The 19,098-nt window shown below is 71.2% G+C and carries 19 protein-coding genes and 1 riboswitch; of the genes, 11 read left to right on the top strand and 8 right to left on the bottom strand.

Annotated features, from left to right (window positions below; translation table 11 throughout):
* The first annotated feature begins 60 nt into the window (after positions 1–60).
* From ACFSDF_RS00275 to ACFSDF_RS00260, 4 genes are all read left to right on the top strand, one after another.
* On the top strand, positions 61–1,542 hold the full coding sequence (locus ACFSDF_RS00275; RefSeq protein ID WP_167000522.1) for an NAD-dependent succinate-semialdehyde dehydrogenase: 1,482 nt from the start codon (positions 61–63) through the stop codon (positions 1,540–1,542).
* A gap of 107 nt (positions 1,543–1,649) precedes the next feature.
* On the top strand, positions 1,650–2,357 hold the full coding sequence (locus tag ACFSDF_RS00270) for a DUF998 domain-containing protein (RefSeq protein ID WP_167000521.1): 708 nt from the start codon (positions 1,650–1,652) through the stop codon (positions 2,355–2,357).
* A 38-nt stretch (positions 2,358–2,395) separates the two neighbouring features.
* Positions 2,396–2,767 carry a YciI family protein gene (locus ACFSDF_RS00265; protein ID WP_167000520.1) on the top strand — a complete coding sequence of 124 codons (372 nt, stop codon included), beginning with the start codon at positions 2,396–2,398 and terminating at the stop codon, positions 2,765–2,767.
* 116 nt (positions 2,768–2,883) lie between these two features.
* A complete protein-coding gene (locus ACFSDF_RS00260) occupies positions 2,884–4,170 on the top strand; it encodes an RNA polymerase sigma factor (protein ID WP_377155583.1) in 1,287 nt (428 codons plus the stop codon).
* Between the two features lie 118 nt (positions 4,171–4,288).
* On the opposite strand, the gene ACFSDF_RS00255 is transcribed toward ACFSDF_RS00260, so the two are convergent.
* Both ACFSDF_RS00255 and ACFSDF_RS00250 read right to left on the bottom strand, forming a co-directional pair.
* The gene (locus ACFSDF_RS00255; RefSeq protein ID WP_167000518.1) at positions 4,289–4,726 is read right to left on the bottom strand and encodes an SRPBCC family protein; all 438 of its coding nucleotides are present in this window, start codon (positions 4,724–4,726) and stop codon (positions 4,289–4,291) included.
* Positions 4,726–6,330, bottom strand: coding sequence for a phytoene desaturase family protein (locus ACFSDF_RS00250; RefSeq protein WP_167000516.1), 1,605 nt, complete (start codon positions 6,328–6,330; stop codon positions 4,726–4,728). The genes ACFSDF_RS00255 and ACFSDF_RS00250 overlap by 1 nt, the downstream gene beginning before the upstream one ends.
* Positions 6,331–6,448: 118 nt before the next feature.
* Between ACFSDF_RS00250 and ACFSDF_RS00245 the strand changes: the two genes are divergently transcribed.
* Together ACFSDF_RS00245 and ACFSDF_RS00240 are read left to right on the top strand one after the other, a co-directional pair.
* Positions 6,449–7,894, top strand: a complete 1,446-nt coding sequence (locus ACFSDF_RS00245; protein WP_377155580.1) for an FAD-dependent oxidoreductase — start codon at positions 6,449–6,451, stop codon at positions 7,892–7,894.
* 65 nt (positions 7,895–7,959) lie between these two features.
* A complete protein-coding gene (locus ACFSDF_RS00240; protein ID WP_167000512.1) occupies positions 7,960–8,337 on the top strand; it encodes a VOC family protein in 378 nt (125 codons plus the stop codon).
* A gap of 9 nt (positions 8,338–8,346) precedes the next feature.
* On the opposite strand, the gene ACFSDF_RS00235 is transcribed toward ACFSDF_RS00240, so the two are convergent.
* On the bottom strand, positions 8,347–10,329 hold the full coding sequence (locus ACFSDF_RS00235) for an ABC transporter ATP-binding protein (RefSeq protein ID WP_167000510.1): 1,983 nt from the start codon (positions 10,327–10,329) through the stop codon (positions 8,347–8,349).
* Between the two features lie 98 nt (positions 10,330–10,427).
* Between ACFSDF_RS00235 and ACFSDF_RS00230 the strand changes: the two genes are divergently transcribed.
* Both ACFSDF_RS00230 and ACFSDF_RS00225 read left to right on the top strand, forming a co-directional pair.
* Positions 10,428–10,991: a type 1 glutamine amidotransferase domain-containing protein gene (locus ACFSDF_RS00230; protein ID WP_167000508.1), complete on the top strand. Its 564-nt coding sequence runs from the start codon at positions 10,428–10,430 to the stop codon at positions 10,989–10,991.
* A gap of 80 nt (positions 10,992–11,071) precedes the next feature.
* A complete protein-coding gene (locus ACFSDF_RS00225) occupies positions 11,072–12,166 on the top strand; it encodes a dipeptidase (RefSeq protein WP_243842816.1) in 1,095 nt (364 codons plus the stop codon).
* Here ACFSDF_RS00225 and ACFSDF_RS00220 read toward each other — a convergent pair.
* Together ACFSDF_RS00220 and ACFSDF_RS00215 are read right to left on the bottom strand one after the other, a co-directional pair.
* Positions 12,150–12,989 carry an SDR family oxidoreductase gene (locus tag ACFSDF_RS00220; RefSeq protein WP_167000506.1) on the bottom strand — a complete coding sequence of 280 codons (840 nt, stop codon included), beginning with the start codon at positions 12,987–12,989 and terminating at the stop codon, positions 12,150–12,152. The two genes, ACFSDF_RS00225 and ACFSDF_RS00220, sit on opposite strands and share 17 nt — an antisense overlap.
* Before the next feature lie 22 nt (positions 12,990–13,011).
* Positions 13,012–13,143: a hypothetical protein gene (locus tag ACFSDF_RS00215; protein WP_255490670.1), complete on the bottom strand. Its 132-nt coding sequence runs from the start codon at positions 13,141–13,143 to the stop codon at positions 13,012–13,014.
* 86 nt (positions 13,144–13,229) lie between these two features.
* Here ACFSDF_RS00215 and ACFSDF_RS00210 point away from each other — a divergent pair, with 86 nt between their 5' ends.
* Positions 13,230–14,195, top strand: a complete 966-nt coding sequence (locus ACFSDF_RS00210; protein ID WP_167000504.1) for a GlxA family transcriptional regulator — start codon at positions 13,230–13,232, stop codon at positions 14,193–14,195.
* Between the two features lie 73 nt (positions 14,196–14,268).
* Here the strand turns inward: ACFSDF_RS00210 and ACFSDF_RS00205 are convergent, their stop codons facing one another.
* The 3 genes from ACFSDF_RS00205 to ACFSDF_RS00195 all read right to left on the bottom strand — a co-directional run bounded on the left by ACFSDF_RS00205 (position 14,269) and on the right by ACFSDF_RS00195 (position 17,121).
* On the bottom strand, positions 14,269–16,491 hold the full coding sequence (locus ACFSDF_RS00205) for a heavy metal translocating P-type ATPase (protein WP_347877909.1): 2,223 nt from the start codon (positions 16,489–16,491) through the stop codon (positions 14,269–14,271).
* On the bottom strand, positions 16,488–16,703 hold the full coding sequence (locus tag ACFSDF_RS00200) for a heavy-metal-associated domain-containing protein (RefSeq protein WP_167000502.1): 216 nt from the start codon (positions 16,701–16,703) through the stop codon (positions 16,488–16,490). The genes ACFSDF_RS00205 and ACFSDF_RS00200 overlap by 4 nt, the downstream gene beginning before the upstream one ends.
* Positions 16,704–16,830: 127 nt before the next feature.
* Positions 16,831–17,121 (bottom strand): metal-sensitive transcriptional regulator, encoded by a 291-nt coding sequence (locus tag ACFSDF_RS00195; protein ID WP_167000501.1) that lies wholly within the window; start codon positions 17,119–17,121, stop codon positions 16,831–16,833.
* A 61-nt stretch (positions 17,122–17,182) separates the two neighbouring features.
* Here ACFSDF_RS00195 and ACFSDF_RS00190 point away from each other — a divergent pair, with 61 nt between their 5' ends.
* Together ACFSDF_RS00190 and serA are read left to right on the top strand one after the other, a co-directional pair.
* Positions 17,183–17,614 carry a PaaI family thioesterase gene (locus ACFSDF_RS00190; protein ID WP_167000500.1) on the top strand — a complete coding sequence of 144 codons (432 nt, stop codon included), beginning with the start codon at positions 17,183–17,185 and terminating at the stop codon, positions 17,612–17,614.
* 78 nt (positions 17,615–17,692) lie between these two features.
* Positions 17,693–17,782, top strand: a riboswitch (ZMP/ZTP riboswitch).
* 71 nt (positions 17,783–17,853) lie between these two features.
* Positions 17,854–19,098 carry a phosphoglycerate dehydrogenase gene (gene serA, locus ACFSDF_RS00185; RefSeq protein WP_279587725.1) on the top strand — a complete coding sequence of 415 codons (1,245 nt, stop codon included), beginning with the start codon at positions 17,854–17,856 and terminating at the stop codon, positions 19,096–19,098.

Genomic DNA, 19,098 nt, shown 5'->3' with positions numbered 1-19,098 from the left:
TTCCTTTCACAGCGCGGACGCGAGAGGATCGGCAGGAGAGCCACGTACGAGGAGGTCGTCATGCCTGTGGACGGTGGAGTGCTTCAGGGTCGCGAGGCCGAGGTCGTCGCCGGGGTGCACCCCCAGCTGTTCGTCGCCGGGAAGTGGCGCGACGCCGAGGGCGCCAAGACCTTCGCCGTGCACGACCCGTCGACCGGCGAGACGATCGCGCACGTCGCGAACGCGTCGGTGGCCGACGGGCGCGCCGCACTCGATGCCGCCGTCGCCGCGCAGGACGACTGGGCCAAGACGCCGCCGCGCGACCGCGGCGAGATCCTCCGTAAGGCGTTCGAGATCATCACCGAGCGCGCCGACGATCTCGCGCTGCTGATGACGCTCGAGATGGGCAAGCCGCTGTCGGAGTCGAAGGCCGAGATCGCGTACGGGGCGGAGTTCTTCCGCTGGTTCTCCGAGGAGGCCGTGCGCATCACCGGCCGGTACGCGGTCGCGCCCAACGGGGCGACGCGCCTGCTCACGCTCAAGCAGCCGGTCGGCCCCTGCCTGATGATCACCCCGTGGAACTTCCCGCTGGCGATGGGCACCCGCAAGATCGGCCCGGCCATCGCCGCGGGCTGCACGATGGTCGTCAAGCCGGCCGCGCTGACGCCGCTCACGATGCTCGCGCTCGCCGACATCCTCGTCGAGGCCGGGCTGCCCGAAGGCGTCCTCAACGTCATCACCACCCAGTCGACCGGCGAGGTCATGGAGCCGCTGGTCCGTGACCCGCGCCTGCGCAAGCTCACGTTCACCGGCTCCACCGAGGTCGGGCGCCGGCTCATCGAGCAGAGCGCCGAAGGCATCCTCCGGGTGTCGATGGAGCTCGGCGGCAACGCGCCGTTCCTCGTCTTCGAGGACGCCGACCTCGACCGCGCGGTCGACGGCGCGATGCTCGCCAAGATGCGCAACATCGGCGAGGCGTGCACCGCGGCCAACCGGTTCCTCGTGCACGAGTCCGTGGCTGACGAGTTCTCGCGGCGCCTGTCGGAGCGGATGGGCGCGATGTCGGTCGGACGCGGCTCCGAGGAGGGTGTGCAGGTCGGTCCGCTGGTCGAGGAGAAAGCCCGCACGAAGGTTGCCGAGCTGGTCGCGGACGCCGTCGGGTCGGGCGCGGAGGTGCTGACCGGCGGCGAGGTGCCGGAGGGGCCGGGGTGGTTCTATCCGCCGACGGTGCTCGCCGGTGTCTCGACGGATGCGCAGGTCTTCCGCGAGGAGATCTTCGGCCCGGTCGCGCCGGTGTTCACGTTCTCCTCCGACGAGGAGGCACTGCGGCTGGCCAACGACACCGAGTACGGCCTCGTCGCGTACGCGTTCACCGAGTCGCTCGAGCGTGCGGTGCGGGTGTACGAGGGGCTGCAGACCGGGATGGTCGGCATCAACCAGGGCGTGGTGTCCAACCCGGCCGCGCCGTTCGGCGGCGTGAAGTCGTCGGGCTTCGGCCGCGAGGGCGGCGCCGAGGGGATCGACGAGTACCTCGAGGTGAAGTACGTGGGGCTCGCGCTGTAGCGCGGGAAAAAACTTCTGTGGTCGCTGTAGAAGTCGGCCGCCGTCGTTCGTGGAGGTCGTGAGAGGCCGACGCGCAGGGCGGCGGCCGACAACCGCAGGAGACCACGATGGCCACCACGACACGCACACCCGAGACCCACGGCACCACCCGTACGCACAACGACTGCGACCCCGCGACCCGCGTCACCAGGTCGCTCCTCGGGTACGGCGTGCTCGCCGGCCCGTTCTACGTGAGCGTCGCGCTCGCCCAGGTGTTCATGCGGGACGGCTTCGACCCGGCAGTCCATCAGTGGAGCATGCTGGCGCTCGGCGACCACGGCTGGATCCAGATCGCGAACTTCACCCTCACGGGTCTCATGCTCGTCGCCTTCGCGGTCGGCCTGGGGCGGGCGCTGACCCCTGGACGCGGAGCTCGCTGGGCCCCGCGCCTCGTGGCGGCGTACGGGATCTCGCTGGTCGCGGCGGCCGCCTTCCGCGCCGACGCGGCGTACGGGTTCCCGGTCGGCACCGCCGAGGGGCCTGGCGACATCTCGTGGCACGGGACGCTCCATCTCGCCGCGGGTGCAGTCGGCTTCACCTGCCTCGCCGTCGCGTGCTTCGTGCTGGCCCGGCGCTACACGGCGGACGGGCGTCTCACGCGGGCCGTCTTCTCGCGGATCGTCGGAGTCGTCTTCCTCGCCGGCTTCGGTGCTGTTGCCGTCGGCGCGGGCGCTGCCGCCGCTAACCTCGCGTTCACCGCCGCCATCGTCCTCGTCTTCGGGTGGATCACCGCCGTCGCGCTGGACCGCTACCGCCGCACCGTCTCCCCGTCCTGACCAGAACCCACACCAGAACCACTTCGAAGGAGATCACCATGCGTTACCTCGTCATTCTCGACGGAACCCCGCCCGAAGGCCCCCCGCCGCCCGAGCTCATGGAGGCGATCATGACCCTCGGTGCCGAGGCGACCAGCTCGGGCGCGATGCTCGACAACGCCGGGCTCGCCCCAAGCGCGTTCGGCGCCCGTGTGGACCTCACCGGCGGCGAGATCACCGTCGCCGACGGCCCGTTCACCGAGGCGAAGGAGCTCATCAGCTATGCGCTGTACGAGGTCCGTACGAAGGAAGAGGCGGTCGAGTGGGCGCGCCGGTTCCTCGCGGTCCACCAGGAGCACTGGCCCGCGTGGGAGGGGAGTGCCCGCGTCGTGAAGATCTTCGGCCCGGAGGACTTCGCGCCCCCCGCCTGACCCCCGTCCCCGCCCCGCCCCACGATTTGACGGGTTGCCCACCACTTTCTTGCCGAGAACGGTGGCTAGCCCGTCAAATCGTGGGGCGGAGCGGGGTGTGTGCTTGGATCGGCGGTGTGACATCCGGCGAGGGGGCGGCGCGCGCTGCGGTCGAGGCGGTGTGGCGGATCGAGGCCGGCCGGCTCGTCGCCGGACTCGCACGCGTGACCGGTGACGTCGGGCTCGCCGAGGAGCTCGCGCAGGATGCCCTCGTCGTCGCGCTCGAGCAGTGGCCGACGGCGGGCATCCCGCCGAACCCCGCAGGGTGGCTGATGACCACCGCCAAGAACCGCGCGATCGACGGCGCGCGGCGTCGCGCCACCTACCAGCGCAAGCTCGAGCAGGTCGGACGCGACACCGAGATCGCGACGCACCCCGGCGACGAGGTCGAGGACGCGCTCGACGACGACATCGGCGACGACCTCCTGCGGCTGATCTTCACCGCGTGCCATCCGGCGCTGTCGGTGGAGTCCCGCGTCGCGCTGACCCTGCGGTGCGTCGGCGGGCTGAGCACGAGCGAGATTGCGCGCGGTTTCCTGATCCCGGAGAAGACCGCGGGCCAACGCATCTCGCGGGCGAAGAAGGCGCTGACCGACCGCGGCGTCGTCTTCGCGATGCCCGATGCGGCCGAGCGGGCAGCACGGCTGCGCTCGGTGAGGGAGGTCGTCTTCCTCATCTTCAACGAGGGGTACGCCGCGCAGGCAGGCGACGACTGGATGCGCCCGGCGCTGTGCCACGAGGCGCTGCGCCTCGCCCGGTTGCTCACGACACTCGTACCGGATGATCCCGAGGGTCACGGGTTCGTCGCCCTCCTTGAGCTCCAGGCCTCACGCCTCCCGGCCCGGACCACTCCCGCCGGGCATCCCGTCCTCCTCCTCGACCAGGACCGGCGGCGCTGGGATCGCACGCTCCTCCGTCGAGGGCTCGAGGCGCTCGCCTGCGCGGAGGAGCTCGCGAGCGCCCCCGGACCGGACGGGCCCGCGCTCGGCCCGTACGCGATCCAGGCCGAGATCGCCGCCTGCCACGCGCGTGCGGCACACGCGGACGACACCGACTGGAGGCGCATCGCCGCCCTTTACGTCTTTCTGCGGCACGCCTGGCCGTCGCCGGTCGTCGAGCTCAACCGCGCGGTCGCCGTCGGTTTCGCCGAAGGTCCCGAGCGGGGGCTCGCCGTCGTCGACGCGATCGCCGGAACGCCCGCGATGGCCTCGTACCCGCAGCTCCCCGCGGTCCGCGCCGACCTGCTCGCCCGCCTCGGTCGCACCACGGAGGCACGGGAGGCGTACGAGCAGGCGGCTGCGCTGTCGGGCAACCTGCGGGAGCGCGAGGTGTACGCCGCGAAGGCCACTGCCCTGTCCGGCTGAGCCTTTCGCGTGTGGCGCTCCGAGCTCCTGCACGACCGGCTCCGGGGTCGCGTTCCCCCATGCGGACTCGCGGCGCTGGGTCACGAGGGCGACCAACGCGGCGAGCACGGCCGCCGCGCTAGCGGCTGCGGCCCTCGGCCAAGTAGGCCAGCCGACGCAGCGCCTCGCGGTTGCGTGCGCGCAGGCTGAGCGCCTCGACCGGGCCGGGCAGGAGCTTCGCGGGCCCGCTGACGGTGTGCTCCTCCATCTCCACCGTCGTCGTCCCGTCGCGATCGCGGAGGGTGAGACCGACGTATCCCTCGCCCATGGGCCACGCGCGTACCTGCAGCTCGAGTCGCTTCCCAGGCTCGCACGCGAGGACGGAGGTGGTGTCGTCGATGAGTATCGGCCACGTGCCGACCGAGTGGTAGATCTTCGTCCCGGGCGAGGGGAAGCCCTCGTCGACGTCGCGGATGCGTGAGGCTCCGACGACCCAGGACGCGTACGTCCAGCCGTCGGCGAGGACGGCGAACACCTGGTCCGCAGGGGCGTGGATCTCACGGGTGACGAGTGTCATCATGGGCTCCTTCTCGAGGCTCGCAGCCGGCGCAGCAGCGTCGGCTCGGCGAGGACGGCGCGGGCCGCGTTCGCGCCGGGCGCGCCGTGGACACCGCCACCGGGATGGGCGGATGCGGAGGCTAGGAAGAGCCCCGGGACCGGGGTCGATGCGCGGCCGTTGCCGGGGACCGGTCGGAACACGAGCTGCTGGTGGATCGCCGACGTGCCGCCGTTGATCGCGCCGCCGACGAGGTTCGCGTCACGGGACTCCAGCTCGCGCGGTCCGAGCACCCGACGCGCCACCACGCGGCTCGCGAGGTCAGGCGCGTACGCCTCCAACCGCCGCTGCACGCGATCGGCGAACCGCTCGACCTCGTCGTGATCCCACCGCCCCGTGAGGCCCTCGCCTCCGGCGTCGTGGCGGACCTCCTGCGGCACGTGCGTGTACGCCCACAGCGCCTCCGTTCCTGCGGCCGAGCGCGTCGGGTCGGCAGTTGACATCTGCCCGACGACGAGGAATGGCTCGGCCGGGATCGTGGACCCCGCGATCTGGGCGTGGGTCTCGGCCATCGCGGTGACGGAGTCGGCGAGATGGACGGTGCCCGGGGCGGTCGGTGGTGGCGACGACCACGGCACCGGCCCGTCGAGCGCCCAGTCGACCTTGACCGTGCCCGGGTCGAGTGTGAAGTGGCGCATCCGCCGCCGCAGCCGCGCCGGGAGGTCGTCGACCGAGATCAGCTTGCCGTACAACGAGGACGCCACGACGTCGGCGACGACTGCGCGGTCCGCCCGTACGGTCTGGCCGTCGTCGAGACGCACGCCGACCGCCTGGCCGTCCTGCAGCTGCACGCGCTCCACGCGTGTCGAGGTCCGGACCTCGCCGCCCAGGGACACGAATCGCGAGGCGAGTGCGGCGGTGAGCTGCCCGGCGCCACCGCGGGGAACGGGGAACCCGACCGTCTGGCCGAGCATCGTCATCAGCAGACCCATCAGGCCGGACCCGGCGGCGTCGGTGGGGATGTCGGCGTGTCCGGCGTTGCCGGCGATCAGCAGCGCCGCCCCTGGGCCTCGGAAGCCGTCGCGCCCGAGCGCGGTCGCCGGCTCCAGCAGGCGCCGCACGTAGTCGAGGCCGCCGACTGAGCGCAGCGCCCACAGGGTCCGTACTCCTGCGCGCACGGGCGGGAACGGCGACGTGAGCGCGTCGACCACGGCGTCGCCGACGTGCGCCCAGTCGCCGACCCACTCGTGCCAGAGGTCGCCATCGCCCGTTCCGAGCGCCTCGAGGGACCGAGCCGTCGCGTCGACGTCGCGGTGAAGCATCACCCAGGCTCCGTCCGGGAGCGGGTGCCCGAGTACGGCAGGAGCGTGGCTCCACTCGAGCCCGTAGCGCTCGAGGTCGAGGCCCCGCATCGCCCGCGACGCCGCGGCCAGCGGATAGAAGGAGCTGAAGGTGTCGTGCACGTAGTCGGGGTGAACGTCCCGCGCGCTGCGGACCGCGCCGCCCAGATCGGACTGCGCCTCGAGGACGACCACATCGAGCCCGGCGTCAGCAAGCAGGTTGGCCGCGACCAGACCGTTCGGACCTGCACCGACGACCACCACGTCGTACGCGTTCGTGCCCACGTCGACTCCTCGTGCACTCGTGGATGGCGGCGTTGAGGCGGTACCCGCCGGCGGGCGACCCAAAACATCGACTGCCCTCGACGCGGTTGGGTACCGGAGGTCCGACGGAAGGATCCCGATGCATTCCTGGTGGGACGACCAGAACCCTGACCGCCCGACGTACGAGCCGCTCACCGACGACCTCGCTTGCGACGTCGTCGTGGTGGGCGCGGGCCTGGTGGGGGTGACCACAGCGCTGGCGCTGGCCCGTGCGGGCACGTCGGTAGTCGTCGTCGAAGCGCGAACGGTGGCGGCTGGAACGACGGGCGGGACGACCGGCAAGGTCAGCCTGCTGCAGGGGACGCGGCTCTCGACGATCCAGCAGCACCACGCCGAGAGCCTGCGCGGGTACGTCGGCGCGAACCGTGCCGGGCAGGACTGGATCCGCGCGTACTGCCAGACCAGCGGTCTGTCGTACGACGAGCGTGACGCGGTCACCTACGCCACCACGGCCGCTGGTGAGCGTCGGCTGCGCCAGGAGCAGGAGGCATGCGTAGAGGCCGACCTGCCTGTGGTGTGGGACGGCGAGCCTGGCTTGCCGTACGAGGTGCGCGGGGCGATCCGGTTGGTGGGGCAAGGACAGGTCGACGCCGTTGCACTGACCGCCCGCGTCGCTGCCGATGCCGTCGACGCCGGTGCGCGGATCTTCGAGGGCACTCGCGTGCTCGGCGTGGAGAGGGGACCCCGCCGCCGAGTCCGAACCGCGCACGCGACGATTGAGGCCCAGGACGTCGTGCTCGCCACCGGCACACCGATCCTCGACCGTGGGGGATTCTTCGCAAGGCTGTCGCCGAAGCGGTCGTACGCCGCCGCGTTCCGCACCGAGGGCCCGGCGGTCGACGCCATGCACCTGTCGATCGACGCCCCGACGCGGTCGTTGCGGACGTCGACACCGGACGGATCCGTGCTCCTGGTCGGCGGCAACGGGCACACGACCGGGCGTGCGCGTTCGGAGGCCGCGAAGCTCGACGAGCTGGTCGCGTGGGCACGAGAGACGTTCGGGGTGGGGACACCGCTGGCGACCTGGTCGGCGCAAGACTACTCCCCGACGGGCGGGCTGCCGTACGTCGGACGTCTGCTGCCGGTCGACCCGCACGTCCACGTCGCGACCGGGTTCGACAAGTGGGGGATGGCGATGGGCGCTGCCGCAGGCCTCGCGCTCGCCGGGGACCTCCTCGGTGAGGCGCCAGGCTGGCGCGACTCCGTACGGGCCTGGCGGCGACCCGCCCTCCGGGACGCGACGACGGCGGCGGTGGTCAATGCGGAGGTCGGGGCCGAGCTGGGCAAGGGCTGGGTGTCGGCAGCACTGTCGCGCGACGAGGACCCGCCGTCCGTACGGGGGCTTCCGCCGTGCGCGGACTCCGGAGACGGCACGCGGCTGAGCGCGGTCTGCACGCACCTCGGCGGGGTCGTGGAGTGGAACGACGCCGAGCGCACCTGGGACTGCCCGCTGCACGGGTCTCGGTTCGCCGACGACGGATCGGTGATCGAGGGGCCGGCCACGCGACCGCTGCGGCGCCGCTGAGTTCGCGCGGCCCGAGCGGTCCACCGTACGAGGGCCCGTCCATGGGCCCGGGACAGGAGAACGTCATGCTCGCCGAATCACCCGCCTTCCAGGGCTTTTCCGTCGACGACATTCCGAAGGCCCGTGACTTCTATGCCGATGTGCTCGGTCTGGACGTCGACGAGGAGGACGGGATGCTGCGGCTCCACCTCGCCGGAGGTCGCGACACGCTCGTCTATCCGAAGGGCGACCAGCACGAGCCGGCCTCGTACACGATCCTCAACTTCCCGGTGCCCGACGTCGAGGCCGCCGTGGACGGACTGAGCGCGCGCGGAGTCGTGTTCGAGAAGTACGAGGGGACGCCGATGGCGACCGACGAGAAGGGAGTGTTCCGCGGGGGCGGGCCGCTCATCGCGTGGTTCACCGACCCCGCCGGCAACGTGCTTTCCGTCATCCAGGAATAGCTCGCGAGCCTAGAGGGGGACGTCGGCGCGGACGTGGCCTTCGCGGTCGCGGACGCACGTCCCGTCCCGGAACAGCACGCCGTCGCGGAAGCGCCCTTCCACCTCGCCGCCGCCGAACTGCTCGACGTACAGCCGCGAGTACAGCCCGCCCTCCGCGAGCAGCTCGGCGTGCGTGCCCCGCTCGACCAGCCGGCCGTCCTCGAGGCCGAAGATCACGTCGGCGTTCTGGATCGTCGAGAGCCGATGCGCGATGGCGATCGTCGTACGCCCGACGGTCGCGCGCTCCAGCGCGTCCTGCACCAGCCGCTCCGTCTCCGTGTCCAGCGCCGACGTCGCCTCGTCGAGGATGAGCACGCGCGGGTTCATCAAGAACACGCGCGCGATCGCGATCCGCTGCTTCTCGCCTCCCGACAGGCGGTAGCCGCGCTCGCCGGTGATCGTCTCGTACCCCTCGGCGAAGCTCATGATCCGGTCGTGGATGTTGGCGTCGCGGGCAGCCTGCTCGACCTCCGCAGGTGTCGCACCCTCCTTGGCGTACGCGATGTTGGCGAAGATCGTGCCGTGGAAGAGGTACGGCTCCTGCGTCACCATCCCGACGGTCGTTGCCAGCGAGTGCTCGGTCGCGTCCCGGACGTCCACGCCGTCGATGAGCACCGCGCCCTCGGTGACGTCGTAGAAGCGCGGCACGAGGTACGTCATCGTCGTCTTGCCCGACCCCGACGGTCCGACGATCGCGGCGAGCTGGCCCGGTTCGACCGCGAGCGAGACCTCCCGCAGCGTCCAGCGCTCCTCGGTGACCGGGTCGTGCTCGTCGGTGCCACGAGGCGGGACGCCGAGCAGTCGCGGCGGCGGATAGCGGAACGACACCGCGCGGAACTCGACCCGCCCGCCCTGCCCGGTGTCGGGCAGCGGTCGCGCGTCCGGACGCTCGATGATCGCGGGCTCGAGGTCGAGGTACTCGAAGATCCGGCGGAACAGTGCGAGCGATGTCTGGACGTCGAGCGTGACCCGCATGAGCTGGATCAGCGGCATCTGCAGGCGTGACTGCAGCGTCGTGAAGGCGACGAGCGTGCCGGCGGTGAGTCCGCCGCCGGAGAAGTCCATGCGTCCGGTGAGCATGAAGCCGGCGACCAGGTAGATGATCGCCGGGGTGATCGCGAAGAACGTCTGCACCATCGCGAAGAACGTGCGGCCAGTCATCGCCGCCGTCACCTGCAGGTGCGTCTGGCGCTGGTTCTCCTCGCGATAGCGCAGGGTCTCGCTCTCGGCGCGGTTGAACACCTTCGCCAGCAGGATGCCGGAGACCGACAGCGCCTCCTCGGTGATGGCCGTCATCTCCGAGAGCGACTCCTGCGTCTTGCGGGCCAGTCGCTGCCGCCGTCGCCCCACCCGGACCTGGATCACCACGAACAGCGGCATCAGGATCAGTGTGATGAGCGTCAGCTGCCACGACAAGATCACCATCGCGACCAGCGCCGAGCTCACGGTCACGACGTTCTGCAGGATCGTGGTCGCGGTGTCGGTGAGCACCGTACGGACGCCGCTGACGTCGTTGGCCAGGCGCGACTGGATCGCGCCGGTCTTGGTCGCGGTGAAGAAGCCGAGCTCCATCGTCTGCAGGTGCGCGAACAGCCGGCTGCGCAGGTCGGCCATCGCCGAGTTGCCGATGGTCGACGTGAGGTAGTTCTGCCCGATCCCGATCAGCGCGGTGACGATCGGGATGAGGCACAGCCCCGCGACGAGCCAGCCGAGCAGCCCCAGGTCAGCGCTGCCTCCGTCCACCGGGAAGAGGGCGTCGTCGAACACCGCCTTGGTGAGGAACGGCGCCAGCGAGCTGAGGATTGCGCCGGTCACGACCGCGAGGGCGACCAGGAGCATCTTGCCCTTGTACGGAGCCAGCAGCTGCGCAATCCGTGGCAGTACCCGCGACGCATCTGCCCGTGCGTCGGCGCGACGTTCGGCCCGCGCGGCCTCCTCGATCTCCGACCTCATGGGACGAGCCTAGGTCCGCGTGCGGCACGTGACCGGGTGTGAAGTCGCCACGATCGGGTACCGAATGCCCGAAGCCACCCGGAGCGGAAGGGAGCACGATGACCGACCCGGATCTCAACGGTCGCCGCGTCCTGGCGATCGCGACCAACTACGGAGTCGAGCAGGACGAGCTCGTCGTCCCGGTGGAGCACCTGCGCGCGAGGGGTGCACACGTGGACGTCGCCGCCGTCTCCGACGAACCGATCGAGACGCTGGTGGGCGACAAGAACCCCGGCAAGACGGTGAGTCCGGCGACGACGCTGGCCGACGTCGACGCCTCGGCGTACGACCTCCTGCTCGTTCCTGGCGGCACACTCAACGCCGACTCGCTGCGCCTCGACGGTGACGCCGTCACGATCGTCAAGGCGTTCGCTGGCAGCGGCAGGCCGATCGCCGCGATCTGTCACGGCCCGTGGGCGCTGGTCGAGGCGGGCGTGGTCGACGGTCGGCGCCTGACGTCGTACGCCTCGCTGGCCACGGACATCCGCAACGCCGGTGGGTCCTGGGTCGACCAGGCGGTGGTCAGGGACGACTCCGGCAGTCCCGTCCTGGTGACCTCGCGCACACCGAAGGATCTCGACCCGTTCCTCGGCGAAGTCGGTCGCGTCCTCGCCGGCACCTGACCTGCGCGCGGGCCTTGTGCGCGACACGCTCACGCACGAGGCCCGCGCGTGGCGCCCCCCGCGTACGAGAAGGTGGGACGGTGACGTCTCCCCTTCCTGCGGCGGCCCTCGCCGACACGACCGACCTGACCGTACGCGAGGCGCTGGGGCGTGCCCTGGTCTTCGACGGGCACAACGACCTCGCCTGGGAGTCGCGCACCGCGGCCTCGTACGCGACCGACGGCCTCGGGACGCGCGACCCGCACGGGCGCTTCCAGACCGATGTGCCGCGGCTGCGTCGGGGAGGCGTCGGGGCGCAGTTCTGGTCCGTGTACGTGCCGACCGACCTCGACGGCGCGGACGCGGTGGAGGCGACGCTGGAGCAGATCGACTTCGTGCACCGCCTGGTTGAGGACTATCCGGAGGACTTCGCGCTCGCCCGTACGGGGGATGACGTCCGCGCCGCCTGGGCGGCAGGAAAGATCGCGTCGTTGCTCGGAGCCGAGGGTGGGCACAGCATCGACGGGTCGCTCGCCGTGCTGCGGACCTTCGCGCGGCTCGGCGTCGCCTACATGACGCTCACCCACAACGACAACACCCCGTGGGCGGACTCCGCCACCGACGAGCCGGTGCACGGCGGGCTCACTGACGTCGGGCGTGACGTGGTCCGTGAGATGAACCGTCTTGGCATGCTCGTCGACCTCTCGCACGTGGCGCCGGCGACGATGCACGACGCACTCGACGTGACCACGGCGCCGGTGGTCTTCAGCCACTCGGGCTGCCGAGCCGTGACCGAGCACCCGCGCAACGTCCCCGACGAGGTCCTCGTCCGGCTGCGCGACAACGGAGGCGTGCTGATGGTGGCGTTCGTGCCGAGCTTCCTGAGCGAGGAGTGGGCCGCGTGGCGCCACGACGGCGAGACCGGGCCCGAGCCGGTCGTCGGCGTGGATGCGGTGGTCGCGCACCTCGAGCACGCACGCGACGTGATGGGGGTCGAGCACGTCGGGCTGGGCGGCGACTACGACGGCTTCGCCGTGTTCCCTGCCGGGATCGAGGACGTGTCGGGCTATCCGCGGATCCTCGAGGCGCTCGCCGCCCGCGGCTGGAGCGCCGACGAGATCGCGGCGGTGGCGGGAGGCAACGCGCTGCGCGTCTTGGACGCGGTCAGTCTGGACGCGGTCAGCGACGGCCGCTGAAGACCTCCGCGACCGACAATGCCGGTCGTCCGAGCAGGTCGGGAATGTCGCTCGTCACGTGAGCGAGCTCGCCGTCGCGGATCGCGGTGTAGGTGCTGATCCAGGCCTCGACCATCCACCGCGGCGCGCCGTAGTGTGCCCGCGACGCGAACGCCTCTTCGATGGTCTCGTCCACGTACGTGACCGGCACGCCGGTGGCCTCGGAGAGCAGCGCGGCGACCTCGCCGAGCGTGAGCGCCTCCGGTCCGGTCAGCGTGTACGCCCGCCCGACGTGGCCGGTCGGGTCGGCGAGGACGTGCGCGGCCGCAGCGGCGACATCGACCTGGCTCACGGACGCGACCCGCCCTTGGCCGCCAGGCCCGCGGATGGCCCCGTCCGTCGCGAACGCCCGCAGCGCCTCCGTGTAGAGGTTGTCGCGCAAGAAGGTCCACTCCAACGGGGTCGCCTTGAGATATTCCTCGGTGGCGCCGTGGTCGCGGGCCAGCAGGAACGTCGCGTCGGCCCCGGCGCCGGCGAACGACAGATAGACGACCTGACGGACGCCCGCAGCGACGGCGGCATCGATCGCGGTCTGGTGCTGCTGGACACGGTCGGCCGACTCCGTGGCGGACACGAGGAACAGCGTGTCCACGCCTTCGAAGGCGGTGAGGCATGCGTCCCCGTCGTCGTACGACGCGACCGCGACGTCCGCTCCGGGCAGGGACGGTGCCCGGCTCGGATCACGGACGACGAGCCGGATCGGCAGCCCCGCATCGGCGAGGTGGCGTGCCGTCATCCCTCCGACATGGCCGCTCGCGCCGGTGATCGCCCGCAGCGTCGTCATGCGGCGATCGTGTCACGGCCGATCAGCGCCCGCTGTGCACGCGCATCGCGTCGAGCTCGGCACCGATGCGCTGGCGGTCACGGTTGCCGTTGCCCGTCCGGTAGGCCGGGAATCGCGGGGTGTGGGTGCTGTGGTGCTTCTTGAAGAACCTCATGGCACTCAGTTTGCGACGAGCGAGATCCTGCCACCAGTGGCGGAAAGGTCATTGACCATGAAGATCCTGCCACGTACGGTGAGGGGATGATTCGGACAGTGGCAGCCCTGGTCCTCGACGACGTCGCGACCTTCGAGCTCGGCGTCGCGTGCGAGGTGTTCGGGATCGACCGGACCGAGGACGGCGTGCCCCCGTTCGACTTCCGCATCTGCGGTCCGGAGGCGGGCGTCCCGCTGCGGCTCTCGGTGGGCTCGGCGGTCGTCCCCGAGCACGGGCTCGAAGGCCTGCGCGGTGCCGACCTCGTCGTCGTCGTCCCGTCGTGGCGACGGACGGGCGAAGAGCTCACCGACATGGACCCGGTGATCCTCGACGCCCTGCGCGCCGCTCACTCCGACGGCGCGATCATGCTCAGCATGTGCAGCGGGGCCTTCATCCTCGCGGCCGCCGGGCTGCTCGACGGCCGGCCGTGCACGACCCACTGGCGGCACGCGGCGCACCTGCGCGAGATGTACCCCGTGGCGAAGGTCGACGAGGACGTCCTCTTCGTCGACGATGGTGATGTCGTCACGAGCGCGGGCACCGCCGCCGGCATCGACGCGGCGCTGCACCTCGTACGCCGCGAGATCGGCAGCGACGCCGCCAACGCCATCGCCCGCCGCATGGTCGTCCCGCCGCAGCGCGACGGGGGTCAGCGGCAGTTCATCGAGCGGCCGGTGCCGACGTGCAGCGACGACGTGTTCGCCGAGGTCCTCGACTGGATGGTCGAGCACCTCGACGAGCAGCAGCCTGTCGCCCGGCTGGCCGAGCTGGCCGGCTTGTCGACCCGGACGTTCGCACGGCGCTTCTCCGCCGAGACCGGGACGACCCCCGTGCAGTGGCTCGTCCAGCAGCGGATCTTCGCCGCACGGACGCTGCTGGAGTCGACCGACCTCGACGTCGACCATGTCGCGCACCGGTGCGGGTTCTCGTCGGCGACGCTCCTGCGGCACCACTTCCGGCGCCTCGTCGGCGTCACGCCAGGGGAGTACCGCCGGACCTTCGCGACCGTCTGAGCACCGCGACACCCGGACGTCATACGGAGGGAGGGTCGGAACCCACGATCCGTATGACGTCCGGGGTGTGCGGTCAGAGGCGGCGCAGGCGCAGCGAGTTCGTGACGACCAGCACCGAGCTCGCCGCCATCGCCGCACCCGCGATCAACGGGTTGAGCAGCCCGGCCGCCGCGAGCGGGATCGCCGCGACGTTGTAGCCGAACGCCCATCCGAGGTTCTGCTTGATCGTGCGCAGCGTCGCGCGCGACAGCTCGATCGCCTGAGGGGCCAGCCGCAGGTCACCCCGTACGAGGGTGAGGTCCGACGCCTCGATCGCCACGTCGGTGCCCGTACCCATCGCGATGCCGAGGTCGGCGGTCGCGAGGGCAGGGGCGTCGTTGATGCCGTCGCCGACCATCGCGACCGTACGGCCCTGGGCCTGCAGGTCGGCGACGACCCGCACCTTGTCCTCGGGCATCACCTCCGCGACCACCTCGGTGATCCCCACCTCGGCGGCCACCGCGTCGGCGACCGAGCGGCGGTCGCCGGTGAGCAGCACCGGGTCGAGGCCGAGTGCGCGAAGCTCCGTGACGGCCTGTGCCGACGTGGGCTTGACCCGGTCCGCGACCGCGACCACGCCGCGTACGGTCCCGTCGATGGCCACGTGGACGGGAGTGGTCGCGGGGTCGACCTCGGGCAGGTCGTCAGGGACGAGCGCGCCCTGCTCGATCAGCCACGGCAGCCGCCCGACGAGCACCTTGCGATCCTCGACCACGCCTCCGACACCGAGCCCGGTGGTGGTGACGAACTCGTGCACCTCCGGGAGGTCGCCGGCTTCGCGCGCCGCGGCGGTGACCGCGCGGGCGAGCGGGTGCTCCGACGCGGCCTCGACCGCACCGGCCAGCCGCAGGACCTCGGCTCCGTCGTGACCTGGTGCGGCCGCGGTGGCGACGACATGCATCGCGCCCTCGGTCACGGTGCCGGTCTTGTCGAGCACGATCGTGTCGACCTTGCGCGTCGACTCGAGGATCTCGGGACCCTTCACGAGGATGCCGCGCTGCGCGCCCCGCCCCGTACCGGCGAGCAGCGCCGTCGGCGTCGCGAGACCGAGCGCGCAGGGGCAGGCGATGATCAGCACGGCGACCGCCGCGGTGAACGCCTCGTTGACCGTCCCGCCCACGAGGAGCCACCCGGCCCACGTGCCGAGGGCGAGCACGATGACGATCGGGACGAAGACCGCCGAGATGCGGTCGGCGAGCCGCTGGACCGGCGCCTTGCCGCTCTGTGCGTTCTCGACGAGCCGGGCCATCTGCGCGAGCTGTGTGCCCTCGCCGACCGCGGTGGCACGGACGAGGAGGCGACCTCCGTCGGCGACCGTGCCGCCGACGACGCGGTCGCCCGGTCCGGTCTCCACCGGCACGCTCTCTCCGGTGAGCATCGAGGCATCGATCGTCGCGGACCCCGAGACGACCTCGCCGTCGGTGGCGACCTTCTCGCCGGGACGGACGACGAACGTGTCGCCGATCGCCAGGTCGCCGATCGGCACGGCGACCTCGCGGCCGTCGCGCAGCACCGTGACCTCCTTGGCCCCGAGCGACAGCAGCGCGCGCAGCGCGGCACCGGAGTCGCGCTTGGCGCGGTGCTCGAGATAGCGGCCGAGCAGGAGGAACACGGTGACGACGCTCGCGACCTCGAGATAGATCTCGTCGGGGCCCGAGCCCTCGGCGAACCAGCTGATCTCCATGCGCATGCCGGTCATCCCGGCGTCGCCCCAGAACAGCGCGTAAACCGACCATGCGTAGGCGGCGGTGACGCCGAGCGAGATGAGGGTGTCCATCGTCGCGGCGCCGTGCCGGGCGTTGATCCACGCGGCACGGTGGAACGGCCACGCGCCCCAGACCGCGACAGGTGACGCGAGCGTGAGGGTGAGCCACTGCCAGTTGTCGAACTGCCAGGCGGGGATCATCGAGAGCACGAGCACCGGCGCGGACAGCAGCGCGGAGATGATCAGGCGCTGGCGCAGCGAGGTGAGCTCGGGATCGTCGACGGGCTTGTCGGTTCCGCCGTCAGTCTCGGCCGTGGCCACCGCGCGGACGGGCTCGGCGGTGTAGCCCGTCTTCTCGACCGTCGCGATCAGGTCGGCGACGTCGACGAACGCGGGAGCGGAGACGTACGCCCGCTCCGTCGCGAAGTTGACCGACGCCTCGACCCCGTCGAGCTTGTTGAGCTTCTTCTCGACGCGTGCAGCGCAGGACGCGCAGGTCATGCCGCCGATCTCGAGCTCGTACGGGACGAGGTCGGTCGCGCCCCCGCTCACGAGACGACCTGGTAGTTCCCTGCCTCGTCGACCGCGGCCGCGACGGCGGCGTCGTCCAACGGGGCGGTGCTGGTCACGTGGACGGTCGAGGTGCCGCCGGCGACGAGCTCGACCTCGACGGCCTCGACTCCGTCGAGCGCGCCGATCTCCTCGGTGACGGCGCCCGCGCAGTGTCCGCAGGTCATCCCGGTGACGGAGTAGGTCTTCTTCATGACGTGTTCCCTTCGTGGTGTACTGATACGGGGTAGGGGTATGGTCTCGACAGGGCTCGACCGGCGGGTGTCCGGCTCGACCGGCGGGTGTCGGGCTCGACCGTCGGGTCCTGGGCGGCGTCGGGAGCTAGGAGCGGACGAGGCGGGCGATGGCGGCCGATGCCTCGGCGATCTTGGCCTCGGCGCCATCACCCGAGGCGATCGCGTCGTGGACGCAGTGGGCGAGGTGCTGGTCGAGCAGGCTCAGGGCCACCGACTCCAGCGCCTTGGTGGCGGCGGAGACCTGGGTCAGGACGTCGATGCAGTAGGTGTCCTCCTCGACCATGCGTTGCAGGCCGCGGACCTGGCCCTCGATGCGCCGGAGCCGCTTGAGGACGGCGTCCTTGTCGGCGCTGTAACCGGGTGCGTGGGTGTCCATGCCGTCGACCATACCCCTAGGGGGTATCAAGTTCAAGAGGGTCGGGGAGCACAATCGTCGGATGACTGATGCAACCACGTCTGAGCCCGGCCTCGGCGGTGTCCTCGGCTTCTCGTACGACGAGGTGTCCGGCGATCGCGTCGTGGTCACCTGGACCGTCGGTCCGGAGCACCTCCAGCCGTTCGGGATCGTGCACGGCGGCGTCTACTGCGCGGTCCACGAGAGCGCCGCGAGCACGGCGGGCCAGGCGTGGCTGCGCGACAAGGGAATCGTCGTCGGCGTGAACAACAACACCGACTTCCTGCGTCAGGCGCATGCCGGCGACGCCCTGCGTACCGTCGCGACCCCGATCCACCGCGGCCGCACCTCGCAGCTGTGGGAGATCTCGACCACGAACGTCGAGGGCAAGCTTGTCTCGCGCGGCCAGGTCCGCCTCGCGAACCTCGACGGCTCGCCGCCAGCGGAGTTCCTCGCGCACCTCGGCGGAGCCTGACGAACGTCTCGACCTCTGCGCTGCAATGACGGCGCGAATGTCGAGACGTACGTCGGGAGTTCGCGCGACCGCCTACACTGAACGGGTCGCGACTGGCGTTCAGGTGGATACCACCGGGGAGCGACACGACCAACGAAGACCGCGGGACCGTTCGCCTGGGCCCTGGGTCGACCGCCACCAGCCGGTGGGACGACCTGACCAGGAGGACGTTGCCCGTGACGACACAGACGCTCTACACGATGACCGCTGACCTTCCCGTGACCACGCCCCGGCTCAACGACGGCGACATCCGCGTCCTGCTCCTCGAGAACATCCACGAGGACGGCGCCGAGTTCTTGCGCGCCCAGGGCTACCAGGTCGAGGCCCGCAAGGGCGCCCTCGGCGAGGACGAGCTGATCGAGGCCGTGCAGGGAGTTCACCTGCTCGGCATCCGCTCGACCACGTACGTCACCGAGCGCGTCCTCGCCCACGCTCCCGACCTGCTCGCGATCGGTGCCTTCTGCATCGGCACCAACCAGATCGATCTCAAGGCCGCTGCGCAGCGTGGGGTCACGGTCTTCAACGCGCCATACTCCAACACCCGCTCGGTCGTCGAGCTCGCGATCGGCGAGATCATCTCGCTGGCGCGTCGCCTCAACGAGAAGACCAACGACATGCACGCGGGCGTCTGGAACAAGTCCGCCCAGGGCAGCCACGAGATCCGCGGCCGCAAGCTCGGCATCGTCGGCTACGGCAACATCGGCAGCCAGCTCTCGGTGATCGCCGAGGCGCTCGGCATGCAGGTGTACTACTTCGACGTCGCCGACAAGCTCGCCCTCGGCAACGCCAGGCGCTGCGCGACCCTCGACGAGCTGCTCGAGACCGTCGACGTCGTGACGCTGCACGTTGACGGCCGTCCCGGCAACGCCGGGCTGTTCGGTGCCGAGGAGTTCGCGCGCATGCGCCCGCGCTCGCTGTTCCTCAACCTCTCGCGCGGCATCCTCGTGGACACCAAGGCGCTACGCGCCCACCTCGAGTCCGGCCACATCGCGGGTGCCGCGGTCGACGTGTTCCCGGTCGAGCCCAAGAAGCAGGGCGACCCGTTCGAGTCCGACCTGCGCGGCCTTCCGAACGTCATCCTCACCCCCCATGTCGGCGGCTCGACGATGGAGGCGCAGCAGGACATCGGCCGTTTCGTGGCCGGCAAGCTCCACACCTACCTCGCCGAGGGGTCGACCGACCTCTCGCCGAACATGCCGCACCAGCAGCTGCCGTCGTACCGCGACCACCACCGGCTCGCGCACCTCCACCACAACGTCCCGGGGGTGCTGTCGGCGATCAACGTGATCCTCGGCGACCACGGCGTCAACATCGAGGGGCAGACGCTCGGGACCCGCGGCGAGATCGGCTACGTGCTGACCGACATCGACAAGCAGCTCGAGCCCGAGACGCTCAACGCGCTCGGCACCTTGCCGGAGACGATCCGGCTCCGCCAGCTGAGCTGA

This window comes from Mumia zhuanghuii (assembly GCF_042681565.1).
GTDB lineage: Bacteria > Actinomycetota > Actinomycetes > Propionibacteriales > Nocardioidaceae > Mumia.
Note: the sequence above shows the minus strand (reverse complement) of the source record. Positions and strands in the feature narration are given on the sequence as shown.